Origin of the sequence: Chryseobacterium daecheongense, from assembly GCA_027920525.1 — a bacterium.
Taxonomy (GTDB): Bacteria; Bacteroidota; Bacteroidia; order Flavobacteriales; family Weeksellaceae; genus Chryseobacterium; species Chryseobacterium proteolyticum.
In genome coordinates, this window is sequence record CP115858.1 from 2,879,477 (window position 1) to 2,892,469 (window position 12,993).

At 35.0% G+C, this 12,993-nt stretch carries 14 protein-coding genes; 5 read left to right on the forward strand and 9 right to left on the reverse strand.

Annotated features, from left to right (window positions below):
• Positions 1–388 precede the first annotated feature (388 nt).
• The 5 genes from PFY10_12680 to PFY10_12700 form a co-directional block, all read right to left on the reverse strand.
• The gene (locus PFY10_12680) at positions 389–868 is read right to left on the reverse strand and encodes a cupin domain-containing protein (GenBank protein ID WBV55092.1); all 480 of its coding nucleotides are present in this window, start codon (positions 866–868) and stop codon (positions 389–391) included.
• 9 nt (positions 869–877) lie between these two features.
• A complete protein-coding gene (locus PFY10_12685; protein ID WBV58940.1) occupies positions 878–1,123 on the reverse strand; it encodes a DUF3820 family protein in 246 nt (81 codons plus the stop codon).
• A 19-nt stretch (positions 1,124–1,142) separates the two neighbouring features.
• Positions 1,143–2,228 (reverse strand): AI-2E family transporter, encoded by a 1,086-nt coding sequence (locus tag PFY10_12690; protein WBV55093.1) that lies wholly within the window; start codon positions 2,226–2,228, stop codon positions 1,143–1,145.
• Between the two features lie 3 nt (positions 2,229–2,231).
• Positions 2,232–2,966: a beta-carotene 15,15'-monooxygenase gene (locus PFY10_12695; GenBank protein ID WBV55094.1), complete on the reverse strand. Its 735-nt coding sequence runs from the start codon at positions 2,964–2,966 to the stop codon at positions 2,232–2,234.
• Positions 2,967–3,037: 71 nt separating this feature from the next.
• Positions 3,038–3,760: a hypothetical protein gene (locus PFY10_12700; GenBank protein WBV55095.1), complete on the reverse strand. Its 723-nt coding sequence runs from the start codon at positions 3,758–3,760 to the stop codon at positions 3,038–3,040.
• A 48-nt stretch (positions 3,761–3,808) separates the two neighbouring features.
• Between PFY10_12700 and PFY10_12705 the strand changes: the two genes are divergently transcribed.
• Positions 3,809–4,786, forward strand: coding sequence for an aminodeoxychorismate synthase component I (locus PFY10_12705; protein WBV55096.1), 978 nt, complete (start codon positions 3,809–3,811; stop codon positions 4,784–4,786).
• Positions 4,770–5,396, forward strand: coding sequence for an aminotransferase class IV (locus PFY10_12710; GenBank protein WBV55097.1), 627 nt, complete (start codon positions 4,770–4,772; stop codon positions 5,394–5,396). The genes PFY10_12705 and PFY10_12710 overlap by 17 nt, the downstream gene beginning before the upstream one ends.
• Here the strand turns inward: PFY10_12710 and menD are convergent.
• Complete coding sequence (gene menD / locus PFY10_12715) at positions 5,393–7,069, reverse strand: 2-succinyl-5-enolpyruvyl-6-hydroxy-3-cyclohexene-1-carboxylic-acid synthase (protein ID WBV58941.1); 1,677 nt, start codon at positions 7,067–7,069, stop codon at positions 5,393–5,395. The genes PFY10_12710 and menD overlap by 4 nt on opposite strands.
• An 86-nt stretch (positions 7,070–7,155) precedes the next feature.
• Here menD and PFY10_12720 point away from each other — a divergent pair, with 86 nt between their 5' ends.
• Together PFY10_12720 and PFY10_12725 are read left to right on the forward strand one after the other, a co-directional pair.
• A complete protein-coding gene (locus tag PFY10_12720; GenBank protein WBV55098.1) occupies positions 7,156–8,106 on the forward strand; it encodes an isopenicillin N synthase family oxygenase in 951 nt (316 codons plus the stop codon).
• Positions 8,107–8,181: 75 nt separating this feature from the next.
• Complete coding sequence (locus tag PFY10_12725) at positions 8,182–8,337, forward strand: hypothetical protein (protein ID WBV55099.1); 156 nt, start codon at positions 8,182–8,184, stop codon at positions 8,335–8,337.
• A gap of 53 nt (positions 8,338–8,390) precedes the next feature.
• Here the strand turns inward: PFY10_12725 and PFY10_12730 are convergent, their stop codons facing one another.
• Both PFY10_12730 and PFY10_12735 read right to left on the reverse strand, forming a co-directional pair.
• A complete protein-coding gene (locus PFY10_12730) occupies positions 8,391–9,437 on the reverse strand; it encodes a PA0069 family radical SAM protein (protein WBV55100.1) in 1,047 nt (348 codons plus the stop codon).
• A 120-nt stretch (positions 9,438–9,557) separates the two neighbouring features.
• Positions 9,558–9,752: a hypothetical protein gene (locus tag PFY10_12735; protein WBV55101.1), complete on the reverse strand. Its 195-nt coding sequence runs from the start codon at positions 9,750–9,752 to the stop codon at positions 9,558–9,560.
• A 172-nt stretch (positions 9,753–9,924) separates the two neighbouring features.
• On the opposite strand from PFY10_12735, the gene PFY10_12740 reads away from it, so the two are divergent.
• Positions 9,925–10,275: a hypothetical protein gene (locus tag PFY10_12740; protein WBV55102.1), complete on the forward strand. Its 351-nt coding sequence runs from the start codon at positions 9,925–9,927 to the stop codon at positions 10,273–10,275.
• A 22-nt stretch (positions 10,276–10,297) separates the two neighbouring features.
• Here PFY10_12740 and PFY10_12745 read toward each other — a convergent pair whose 3' ends face one another.
• A complete protein-coding gene (locus PFY10_12745) occupies positions 10,298–12,958 on the reverse strand; it encodes a hypothetical protein (protein WBV55103.1) in 2,661 nt (886 codons plus the stop codon).
• Positions 12,959–12,993: the final 35 nt, after the last annotated feature.

Sequence of the window (12,993 nt, forward strand, 5' to 3'; positions counted from 1 at the left end):
TGGAATTTATTCTTTATTACTTGGTGGGTTTCATTTATTTTTCTGGACGTTTTTTAATTGGAAAAAAGATTTGTCAAAACTTTCTCAGATTAACAAAGGAATAATGCAAATCTTAAATATCCATATGATTTTTGTTTTCTTTACCACAGGGTCAATATGTCTTTATTTTAATAAAGATATCTTAGAAACAAACTTTGGTAAATGTTTTTTATTCGTGAATTCAGGATTTTGGGCTCTAAGAATAGTCAATCAGTTTCTTTTCTTAAGAATAAATGATTACAGGATTCACTTATTAACTTTTGCTTTTTTTATTGGTTGTGTTCTCTTTCTAATTCCCGTAATTTATCAAACCAACTAAATAGTTAATGAGAATTCGCCTACACGATCATTAATGTGTAAACTCTTCGATGACTTCTTTTAAATCAGGATATTGTTGAAGTAATACACTTCTTTCTGCTAGTTCAAAATCTAAAAAATCAAATCCCGGAGCAACTGTACAGCTTACTAATGAATAGCCTGTACCATTTGATATTTTTGCTGCAAACCACATACCTGCTTCTATTCTTACTTGTGGGACTTCCCCATTTTCTAAAGAATTCCCCAATAATATGGTATGCAATTTCCCATCTTTAATAAAAACAATTTCCAAAGGTTCACCCTGGTGGAAAAACCACAACTCATCAGACTTGATCCGGTGAAATGAAGACTTATTTTCATTTTCCAGCATATAATAAATAGCTGTACTTACGTTTCTTACACTCCCCTCTTTTAAGGCTAATGTTTGTTCACTCCTATATGTTTCTTTATAATATCCTCCTTCCGGATGTGGCTCCAACTTTAATGTTTCCACCAGTTTTTTAGAATCCATACGTATAGTTTAAAATTTATAGGTCTTATTTTTAGGCGATCCGTATAATTGCCTGATCGGAGTGAGCAAATCCATCAGCCCATTCAGTTTTATTTCATAAATGGTTGAGAGCTGCATTCCCAATTTTCCTTTGGGCATCCCCTGCCTGTTAAACCACTCCAGGTAACTTACCGGTAAATCTGCAAGTATTGTCCCTTCATATTTTCCAAAAGGCATTTTTACAATACAAATTTCCTTTAGTATTTCCGAATTTATTCCTTCCACAATTATAATATTAAAGTATTAAGTCCACATTTTCCACATCATCATCTTTATCCGGTAATTGCAGGTCGGGATGTGTTTCGTTATCTGAAAATTCATTTCTGTACACCTGAATAAGTAGAAGGGTAAGAGAAATCAGGATAGGCCCAAAAATAAGACCCATAAAGCCAAAAAGATTCATCCCCATAATAATTCCGAATACGGTATTCAGCGGATGGATATCTTCCAGTTTTTTCAATAAAGTAAAACGAAGTAAATTATCTGTTAGGCCTACCACAACAAGACAGTACGCTGCCAATCCAAGGCCCGGTCCTGTATCCCCCACGGCTATCATATAAATACAAACAGGAATATACACAATTGCAGCCCCTACAACAGGAATCATAGATCCCGCAGCGGTTAATGCAAAAAGAAGAACAGGGCTTGGTGCTCCGAATACGAAATAACCAATCAATGCAACCACCCCCTGGCCTATAGCCACAACAGGAATTCCTATTGCATTAGCTATGATGAGTTTTCTCATTTTCTCTCCTATCAAAGAGACATTAGCTCTTTTTAAAGGAGCCGATGAAGTAAGTATCTTTTCAAATAATCTGGGCTTTTCCAGAAGGAAATAAAGAATAAAATACATGGACATAATTACCGTAAGCGTATTAAATGTTCCACTTAAGGCAATGGTAGAAACCTTTCCAACAGAGCCTTTTACTTTATCCATATTCTCCTTGCTCAGGATATCAAATCCAAATTTCTTATCAATATAAGTATGTATTTTCTCAAGAAACACATTAAATTTCGCCATATAAGCCTGTGCGTTCCCAAGCTTATCTATTAAAAGATCTGCAATAAAATAAATGGGTAAAATCAGAATAATGAGGCTTGCCAGCATCAGTACAAATGAAGCCAGCCAGGGCTTCCATTTTTTTACTTCCTGTAGGTAAAAATTATATTTTCTGCAAACGACATAAATTGTAATGGCTCCTAATACGGAAGGAATAAATAGCGCAAGATTAAAACAAATCAGCCCTGTCAATACCAAAATTATAGCCAACAGGAAAACCTGTTTTATTGCAACCCCGCTTATTTGTTTTTCTTTATTCATATATTATTTGAACATTATTTGCCTTGGTTTCCCCAGGAAAGCACAATAGACCGAGTACATTACCACCATGATGAACGGAGCGGTAATAATAACTCCTATAAAGCAAAGCACAATACCTGCAAATGATATTAAAAACCCTACAATAGTAGTGCCAAGGAAAGTTCCGTAGTTTTCTTTTGCGATATTGAATGATTTCCCCAGAGCCTCGGTAGCTGAAGCATTTTCAAATAATAAAATAGGATACCCTAGCAACAGTAAAGGATATACAAAGAAGAACGGGAAAAAGCATATAGAAATCGCTATACTGGATATAACGCCCGATATAAGACTGTATATCAATATATTCACGAAATTCTGGCGATATCCGATAAATAGATCCGAGAATTCTATTGCATTTTTTGTGTTGTATTTATTTACAATATAGATCAATCCCACATATAACGGAGCCAGAAGAATTCCCAGCAATCCTGATAAAGTAAGATATAAAGGAAATCCGGGTGCATTCCAATAACTAAAAGCGGAAATGTCATCCCCTGCATTTTTCATCTCTTCCACCATGGAAGCAGAATTGAAGCCTGTTACAGACTGAATAATAAATCCCCCGATAAGATATACTATCATAGCAACTATAGCATAAAGAAATACCCCTTTATACATTTCAAAGGCATGAGAAATAATTGATCCGGTATCCCTGTTGGGAACAGAACCTTGCTGATCAAATTCGTCGAATCCAGACATGGCTTAATTTTTTTAATGTTTTACCAAATTTAATTTTTTTTGATAAAAAAAGCATTAAGCAATGCTAAAATTTAATTTTTTTCTGAAAAAACAGTCTTGTATAGTGAATATATAATTGCATTCCAAAAAGGAAATGTAAAAAGTCCTCCCACCAGAAACAGAGCAAATCCGGCATATTTAAAAATAAATGCTACGATAATACATACTGCAATTTCTACAAAGTACATTTTCAAAGCTTTAAAGTTCAATGTAATTGCTTCAAAAATTCTTTTATCAGCAAAAAACATAAGCGGAGCAACAAAAATGGTTACAAATACCCACGCAACACCAAGGATAATAGTTTGTGCAGTTAAAAGATAAATGAAAAACCAGAATAAAAAGTAACTGATATATTTAAAGAAATTTAGTCCATTATATCCCGCAAACAGATCCCCCAAAACTATTTTTTCATTAAGGTCCATTTTTCTGAAAATCTGGAAAAATCCAAGGTTCAGAGGATAAAGAAAAACAATGATCCCCAGTATTCCATAGCTGAATTTCTGATAGTTCTCGGTTGCACTCATTGCGGCCGCTTTTTCCATATAGACTTTGGTACCCAAACGAAGTGCTTCAGACAACTCCTGGCTCTGCTCCCATATTCCAAACCGGGAACCGAAGAAAAACATTCCCGTAAAAAATATAGCAAAGTAAATAATGGAAAACATCAGTTGAAAAATCAGAGTTTTATTCCAATAGAAAAATGCCTGCTTCAGTATAAAATCAATTCCCGGTTTCTGCGGATATTTGTTCTGCATGTAAAAATATTTTGTGCAAAAGTAAACATCAATAAGTACTTTTGTCGAATGTTTTCAATGAATCATCAAAAATTTATAGAAATGGATGAGCTTTCTATCCGGAAGACTCCTTATTTCTTCATCATCGACTTCTTGTGTGAAAATGTGGAAATCTACTTAGAAAACGAACTTGATAAATCGGGTTTACAGATTGATTTTCAATCATTTTCAACGCTAAAAAAGAGCAAGACCCTTGACAAAAAAATTGAATGGAAGTCCTATCCGGAAACATTAGAGAGCTTTAAAGCAGGATTTGATAAAGTTCAGAAAAATATTAGTCTAGGAAACTCCTACCTAGTTAATTATACAAGAAAAACTCAAATTGAAACAAATTTATCCCTAGAAGAGATATTTCTTCACTCAGATGCGAAATATAAAGTTTTTTATAAAGATTTTTTCGTATTTTTTTCTCCGGAAACTTTTGTAAAGATCATTGACGGTAAAATTTTCACATATCCAATGAAAGGAACCATCGATGCCTCTCTTGAAAATGCAAAAGAAATCCTTAAGAATGATAAAAAAGAAAAAGCTGAACATTATACGGTTGTAGATTTGCTAAGAAATGATCTAAGCATGGTGTCAGACGAAGTAGAGGTAACTCATTTTCAGAATATTGACCTGATTAAAACGCAACAAAAGAACCTATATGCCATGAGTTCTGAAATTGTAGGAAATATAAAACCTGAATTTGAAGGCAAAATTGGAAGTATCATGAAAACTCTGCTTCCTGCAGGTTCTATCTTAGGTGCTCCAAAACCAAAGACACTGGAAATCATTCTAGATGCCGAAGGCTATGGAAGAGGATATTATACGGGCGTATGCGGCTGGTTTGATGGTAAAAATGTAGACAGTTGTGTAATGATCCGTTTTATTGAAAAGGAAAACGACACTTTATATTTTAAAAGTGGTGGCGGAATAACGCATATGAGCAAATTAGAAGATGAATATCAGGAAATGAAAAACAAAATTTATGTTCCAATTTATTGAAAGTATTAAAGTTGAAGATCAGGAAGTTTTTTTGTTAGATCTTCACCAAAAAAGGGTGAATGAAACCTTTGCACACTTTGGGAAAGAAGGATCAATAGATCTTTCCAAATTGTTCAAAAGCCTCAACCATGATGAAGACGGCCTTTTCAAATTAAGAATTGCTTATGATCTGGACAAGAAAGTCAGAACACAAATGATTCCTTATGCCATTCCGGAAATATTAGACTTTCAATTGGTAGAAAATAATACTTTTGACTATTCATTTAAATTTGAAGACCGTAAGGAACTTGAAAAAATGAAGATGAAATCTAAAGCCGAGGAAATTATCATTGTCAAAAACAACCATATCACTGATACTTCGTTCTCCAATATTTTATTTATGAAGGGTAAGGAGTGGTTTACTCCTTCCACTCACCTTTTGAACGGTGTTCAAAGACAGAACCTATTAAAGAAAAAGAAAATAAAGGAAACGGAAATCACCCTACAAAACATTAAAGAGTTTTCCCATTTCCAATTGATCAATGCTTTGAATGACTTCGATGATATGTTTATCTATCCCATTGCCAGGATTAACAATTTACCCGGCAACGAAGAGTATCTGGATCTTTAGCTTTCTTTCATAAATTCAAAATATCCCTTAAGGACATCTGCACTGTTGGTCCCGTGGGTATTGATTTCCAGAATTTTAGGCAAAGTATCGGGTTTGAAAAAATTGTCTAAAACCCGGTCTAACGTTCTGTCATCTTCCACTTTGGTGTAAGAAAACCCAAAATGCTTCGCAAGATGTTCAGCATTTTTATGGTGTTTTGTTGCTATAAACTCATCGAGCGTATTAGGATTGGCATTGCCAGGTCCCGGAATAATTTTAAAAATATTTCCTTCTCCGTTATTAAAGATGATAATCCTTACAAAAGGCGGGATATATTGATTCCACAAGCCATTAATATCGTAGAAGAAACTCAAATCTCCTGTAATTAATAAAGTAGGATTGGAGTTTTTAATGGCAAACCCCATTGCAGTTGAAGTAGAACCATCAATTCCGCTTGTTCCTCTGTTACAATACATCTTTCTCCTGCCAAAATCAAATAATTGAGCATATCTGATACCTGAACTATTGCTGAAGTGGATATTATAGTTCTCCGGTACGGTTTGTGAAGCCTTGTTAAAGAAATAAAAATCCGAAAACTCAACAAGGTTTAAGAACTTCTCGTGTTTAGCATCTTTCTTATCTCTAAGAACATCCCAAAGGTTATAATATGGCCTTGGCTCAAGATTAATAAACTTCAATAACTTAGAAAAGAATACTTCCGGTTTTACCTCTATTTTCTCTGTTAAAGAAAAATAAGTATCCGGCTGCCAGACTTCATCAAGATGCCAATGCTGCTTTGGGCGGGCTTTTCTTAAAAATTGTTTCACTTTTTTGGAAACTACGTTCTGCCCTACCGTGATTAATAAATCCGGTGCATATTTTTTATAATCTTCTTCAGTAAAATTAAAGATATAACGGTCTATAAATCTAAAGAATTTTTCATGGTATACATTTGAATTCGCCTCACTCAAAACAACCGCTGTGTGGTTTTTAACCAATTGTGACAGCTGATTTTCAAGCTCAGGAATATAATCCTTTGTCCCCACCAGGATCATGATACGTTGTGAAGTATTCCAATCCGCTACAAGATTCGAAGGAATTTCATATTCTTTCTTTTTAATCGTTTTTTCCACGGTTGGAAAAGTAGGAAGTTCAGAAACCAATTCATATAAAGGTTCTTCAAGAGGAATATTGATGTGCACAGGACCTTGTTTTTCAAAACAAAGCTCAATCGCCTTTTTAATCATTTCAAAATTGATATCCTCTGCATTTTCTTCTTTATCCTCTAAAAGCTGGAAGTCTCCATAAGAATGCTGATGAAAAATATTATTCTGACGGATCGTCTGTCCATCAAAAATATCCACGAAATCCACTGGTCTGTCGGCAGTTAACACCAACAGGGGGACATTCTGATAAAACGCTTCCGTTACAGCAGGATAATAATTAACTGTTGCAGAACCACTGGTACAGGTAATGGCCACCGGCTTTTTTTCGCTTTTAGCCATCCCAAGTGCAACAAAGGCAGCACTTCTTTCATCTACAATGCTAAAACAGTTAAAATGATCAATCTCTGAAAAATGAATTGCAAGCGGTGCATTTCTCGATCCGGGAGAAATAACAACATCTGAAATCCCGTACTGCTGGAGAAGATTTGCCAATATCTGAATGCTTCTCTTAGAAGAATATTTTTTCATATCACAAATGTAGTTCATAAATACTTAATTGTAAAATCATTTAATTTAAAAAAGACGTAATTTAGCGCCACGTTAAATTTCTAAAAATGGATAAAATACCTAGTGTAGACCTGCGTGATTTCCTTTCGGACAACCCGGAACGCAAACAGAAATTTGTAAATGAAATCGGAAAAGCTTACGAAGAAATTGGTTTTGTTGCTCTAAAAGGGCACTTCCTTGATGACCAGTTGGTAAGCAATCTTTATGGAGAGGTAAAAAACTTTTTTGATCTTCCTACGGAAACAAAACAGAAGTATGAAATTCCCGGAATCGGAGGACAAAGAGGTTATGTAGGATTTGGTAAAGAAACCGCGAAAGGTTTCAAAAAAGGAGACTTAAAAGAATTTTGGCATTTCGGGCAATATGTGTCTGATGATTCCAAATACAAAACGGAGTATCCGGACAATGTTATCGTTGAAGAACTTCCGGAATTCAACAAAGTAGGTAAAGAAACATACCAGATGCTTGAAAAAACAGGAAAATATGTTCTGAGAGCTCTGGCATTATATCTTGGTCTGGATGAATTTTATTTTGATGATAAAATAGCAGAAGGAAACTCTATTTTACGACCTATCCATTATCCACCAATCACCCAGGAACCGGATGATGCTGTAAGAGCTGCGGCTCATGGTGACATCAACCTGATCACCCTTCTGATGGGTTCTCAGGGGAAGGGACTTCAGGTCCAAAACCACGACGGCGAATGGATTGACGCTATTGCGGAACCGGATGAACTGATGATCAATGTAGGAGATATGCTTTCAAGGCATACAAACAACAAATTAAAATCTACTATTCACAGAGTGGTAAATCCACCAAGGGAATTGTGGGGGACTTCAAGATACTCGATTCCTTTTTTTATGCATCCGGTAAGTGGGATGTCTCTGAATTGTCTTGAAAATTGTATAGATGAAAACAATCCGAAATTGTACGAAGATACGACTGCCGGAGAATTCTTACATGAAAGACTGATTGAGCTCGGATTAATTAAAAAATAATCTATATTTTTAATTTTTTCATTTCGAATTTTAATTATATATTTACTTTAGTGTCAAATTTTTAATTAAAACAATATGAAAAACTTAAAAAAACTAAACAACAGCCAATTAAAAGCAATTTCAGGAGCCGGGATCAAACCTGTAGAAGAATTCTGCATGTATTACTGTAACGGAGTTGTTATCTGTGCAACCTGCAGTGATGATTTCAAGTGTCCTGTTGATTCAATGTAATTGAAATTAAAAGTCATAAAAAACCGCTCCATAAATGGAGCGGTTTTGTTTTTCTATTCAAATAGCCTCAGTTGCTGCTCTTTTGTTCCGGTGAAGTTTTTTGTAGATAGTTTAGGAAATTCTTTTCCATCAAAATACTTTTTCCTGCCAATTTTAAAAGTATTATGGATCATCTCAGCGATATTCCCCTCTCCTTTTTGCCTTTCAAAATACCTTTTATCTCCTAATTTTCCGCCCCTCATGGAACGTATAAGATTAAGGACCTTTTGTGCCCTGTCAGGAAAACTGGCTTCTATCCATCTCACAAAAACAGGCTCTACCGTATCATTCAGCCTTACCAGGGTATAACCAAAGCTTTGCGCCCCTGCTTCAGAAATTGTTTTTAAAATATGTAATGGTTCATCACTATTGAGTCCCGGAATAATTGGGGCCACCATCACATTAACAGGGATCTTATGCTGCGACAGAACTTCTATTGCCTTTAATTTATTATTCGCGGAACTGGTCCTCGGTTCCATCTTTCGCCGCAATTCTTCATTGATGGTTGGAATACTCAGAGAGACAGAAACCAGGTTTTGTTCTGCCATAGGCTGCAAGAGATCGAGATCACGTAACACCAATGCATTTTTTGTTAAAACATTGACAGGATGTCTGTAATCGAGACAAACTTTCAGAAGCTGTCTTGTAATCTCAAATTGTCTTTCAGCAGGTTGATAACAGTCAGTATTGCCCGAAAGTAAAATCGGAGCTGCCTGATATCCTCTTTTTTGGAAAAATTTTTCCAGCAATTGTGGAGCATTTTTCTTTACCATGATCTTCCGTTCAAAATCAATTCCTGCGCTATATCCCCAATATTCATGAGTGGGCCGCGCAAAGCAATACGCACATCCATGCTCACATCCCTGATAAGGATTCATTGAATACTCCATTGGAAGATCTTCACTTTTCACCTGATTAACAATTGTCTTGGGAAAAACTTCAGTGAAAGATGTTTTTATTGTTTCGAAATCTTCATCTTCAGGCTCAAAGGTATACCTGTCGAAACGATTGATTACATTTCGCTGAGCTCCCTGACCTTTTATGATATTTTCGTTCTGCATCCTGATGTAAAATTAGATGGCTTTGATCAAAAAGTAATGAGTTTTAACACTAAAGTTTTCCACAAAAAAACCGACCCCTTTACAGGCGCCGGTTTTAACATAATTAGATATATTGTTTTACTACTTCATTGCATAAAATTCGACACCATGATATTCATCTTCATGATCCTTTCCATCAAAGTGTCTGTGATAATCTGAATAATAATCACTGTATTTTTTATCTTTTTTATTTAAAATCTTTTTTATTCCTAAGAAACTTAATACTGCCAAAAGTCCTACACCTCCTGCCAATAAAACTCCAATTTCCTTTTTCATATTCTGTTCGATTTAATACTTTCACTACAACAAAAAATGTACCTTTTCCATTTTATTCAATTATAAATTTTGTTAACATTAAAAAAACATTTCAGACGAAGAATATTTTATCCAGGCTACAAAATGATTGATTAATGGTTTAATTATTGTACTAATGTTTAAAAGTATAATTATGGATAATTCAGAAAACATCGACAGAATGACCACATTAAGCCAGGTAATGAAGACCTTGTCAGAAAGAGGTATACAAAGGGAATTCAGAATGAACGAATCGAGCGAGATGAAGTTTGAAAATTCAGAAAAAAAATACCAGCCGTCTGATCTCACCATCTTAAAAACTTACCGTTTTGAAGGAGATAGTGCTCCTGATGACAATGCAGTTTTATATGTAGTTAAGGATACAGCAGGAAATATCGGAATGATCATAGATTCTTATGGTGCCGACAGCAATTATCCCGGAGAAAAATTTGATGAATTTTTAAGAGACATTCCGGTTCAGGAAAGTGACGAATTCAACTTCTAAAATAAATTGATCAAGCCCGGAATTATTCTTTTTCGGGCTTTTCCTTTTTCTTAAAAACATTTTTCAGAAATCCTTTTTTCTTTTCTTCTTCAGCCTGAGGAGGATCTTCTTTTTTTAGTTCTTCCTTATGATCACTTGATACGGTTTGTTTAATATCCTTAATACTTGTTTTAACATCATTCACTGCCGCAACTGTCTTTTTAACTGCTTTTTTAGCTTTATCCGTATTAACCCCTATCAGCGTTTTCTTCAGCCCTTCCTGAATCCCTTTCCAGAATAAATTAAAAAAGGATTTGGTAGGATCCCTTTCTACTTTTTCCACTGTTACAGATTCCGGAAACTGCCCAGAGTTTGATTTGATAAACAAATTCGCTACCGCAGTTAAAAACCCTTTCTTCTCCTTATTCTCTTTATTTAAGATGGCAATTTTCAGATCTTTATGCTTCAGGTTAAAAGTTCCGCCAAGTCCTGCAGGATTTCCTTTAAAATTGAAAAGCATCTCCTGTATGGTTCCTGTAGCTGTTATATGAAGATATGGCCGGATAAAAGGATTGATTCCCTGCGCAGGAAGATTAACAGCCTTTCCTGAAATTGTAAAATCATCATGCTGATTGGCGACATCAAAATTCCAGTTGACTCCCAAAGGAGCCAGGTTCATGAATGAGCAGTCTATTTTAATATGTACCTGGGTAGGTTTTCCTTTCAACTTTGCTGAATTAAGGTTTTTGACATTCATATTAAAGTTACTGAATGTCAGTTTTCCAGGTCCTGAACTTTCAGGCGTATCTTCTTCATACACCAAAACAGAATTCTTTAAGTCCAGATTATTAATATACATCGGTATTTTTATAGACCGAAGCATCCTTGAATACAAAGGTTTTTCTTTTGGATCGTCTGCTGGAATCTTGCTCCTGAAAATATTGGCATCAGCAGATTGAATGACAACATGGGAAGCATTAATAAATTTATTGCCGGAAAATAAATCCCAATTCCCTTCCGCGGTAATCTGACCCGCTTTCAGATCATACAAATCTCTTTCAACAGGAATCATTTTAATAAATTGCGCTCTTGATACAATAGGCTTCATGACAAAGTTACTGATCTGAACTTTGTTTTTACTGACATTCAAAGAAGCAATACTCATGTTATAAAACTTCGTCTTGTAAGCAAAGTTTTTTGTCGTAAGCCCATAATCTTTTGCCGTTAATCCAATACCGTCATTATTTGCCTTAGGCTTAAGTTCTATTCCATTTATTGTAGCATTCAGATCATTAAAACTTAACGGCTGATTTCCTTTCTCATAAATGATATTTGAGTTTTTTACAATTACCTTTCTTATGATGACAGGAAACTGAATTCCCTTTATTTCAGATTTCTGCTTTTGAGCGACTTCACGGGTTTTTATTGTACCGTGCACCCCATTCACCAGGATATCTTTAACATCGAGATTAAGTTTTTTATCGATAAATTCCCATTTGTTGATATTAAAAGCAACATGGTTCGCCTTAAGATCCATTGATGTTTTTGAATCTGTTGGTAATGCAGTAATATCTCTTATCTCTCCACTCTTTGGGTTTAGTGCAATGCTGCTAACCTTAATATTCTGCTTGCCCGCATAATAAATATTTCTGCCAGAAAAGTTAAAATTTTTATACCCTACAGGAATAATATTCTCAGCAGACTCTTTATTAAATACAAACTTATTGATATTAAGGTTCAAACTTTGAGCAGACAAAAGTTTATTACCATCCGGTTTAATAATCCGTACTTCACCGTTTCTCAATACAACATCTTCGAGGTTCACTTCAAAATTGAAAGGTTTACCTTTTTTTTGGGCCGGAGCTCCGGTATCATATACTAGCAATATCGGATCAAGGAGGCTTGCATTAGCAAGAGAAATATTATTTTTCTTTAAAACAACATCCTTAAATTCCATTCTCTGAATGTTGAACTGGAATAATTTATTTTTCTGGGGATAAAATCTTTTGAACTGATTGATGGTCAATAACGGCAACAGCTTAAAATCTTCTACCCGCATTTGCCCGTTTGTGGTTGTTATTTTGTTGATTTTTATGGCATAAATATTATCCGGGCGAAAGAAAAAATCTTTTCCTTTGATATCATACCGATCAAACACCACGGGTAATTTGTCTTCTACAGACTCCTCAGTCATCTGAAGGTTTTCGACAAATAAATTAAACTCCTTAACTCCTACAAACTTTTGTTTTGTGTGTCTGAATACGTTAATGTTCCCGTTGTTGATCCGTATATTCTCAAACAACACCGGGTTACGCTTCTTTCCTGTCTTTTTATCTATGGGCTTAGCAAGCGTAATATTCAGATTGGGTTTCACCAACGAAAGATCCTTTGAACTGATCTTCTTATTAAATAAGGCATCATAAATCCCGAATCTACTGATCTTCAAGGTATCTATTGTCCCTTGCAGACCTATCACATCCGTATTTTGTGGGTTTTTACTATTAACTGTTATTCCTTGGGCCAGGATATTTCCACTTCCCAAATCCACATCGAGCTTCTTGTAGGAAACTTTATAATCTGTATTGTTCTTGATATATTTAGGAAGCTGGGTTTTAAGCCAGATATTTAATCCGAGGTTAGCCAGCAAAAAAATGACAGCTAATACTCCCAGGCTAATCAATAGCTTTTTAACCCATTTTTTCATATTTGTGATTTCAGGTAATTATATCTAAATATAAC

Coding starts and splice junctions, on each gene's coding strand:
- PFY10_12680 (WBV55092.1), bottom strand. CDS start 868: ATGGATTCTAAAAAACTGGTGGAAACATTAAAGTTGGAGCCACATCCG.
- PFY10_12690 (WBV55093.1), bottom strand. CDS start 2,228: ATGAATAAAGAAAAACAAATAAGCGGGGTTGCAATAAAACAGGTTTTC.
- PFY10_12695 (WBV55094.1), bottom strand. CDS start 2,966: ATGTCTGGATTCGACGAATTTGATCAGCAAGGTTCTGTTCCCAACAGG.
- PFY10_12700 (WBV55095.1), bottom strand. CDS start 3,760: ATGCAGAACAAATATCCGCAGAAACCGGGAATTGATTTTATACTGAAG.
- PFY10_12705 (WBV55096.1), top strand. CDS start 3,809: ATGTTTTCAATGAATCATCAAAAATTTATAGAAATGGATGAGCTTTCT.
- PFY10_12710 (WBV55097.1), top strand. CDS start 4,770: ATGTTCCAATTTATTGAAAGTATTAAAGTTGAAGATCAGGAAGTTTTT.
- menD (WBV58941.1), bottom strand. CDS start 7,069: ATGAAAAAATATTCTTCTAAGAGAAGCATTCAGATATTGGCAAATCTT.
- PFY10_12720 (WBV55098.1), top strand. CDS start 7,156: ATGGATAAAATACCTAGTGTAGACCTGCGTGATTTCCTTTCGGACAAC.
- PFY10_12725 (WBV55099.1), top strand. CDS start 8,182: ATGAAAAACTTAAAAAAACTAAACAACAGCCAATTAAAAGCAATTTCA.
- PFY10_12730 (WBV55100.1), bottom strand. CDS start 9,437: ATGCAGAACGAAAATATCATAAAAGGTCAGGGAGCTCAGCGAAATGTA.
- PFY10_12735 (WBV55101.1), bottom strand. CDS start 9,752: ATGAAAAAGGAAATTGGAGTTTTATTGGCAGGAGGTGTAGGACTTTTG.
- PFY10_12740 (WBV55102.1), top strand. CDS start 9,925: ATGGATAATTCAGAAAACATCGACAGAATGACCACATTAAGCCAGGTA.
- PFY10_12745 (WBV55103.1), bottom strand. CDS start 12,958: ATGAAAAAATGGGTTAAAAAGCTATTGATTAGCCTGGGAGTATTAGCT.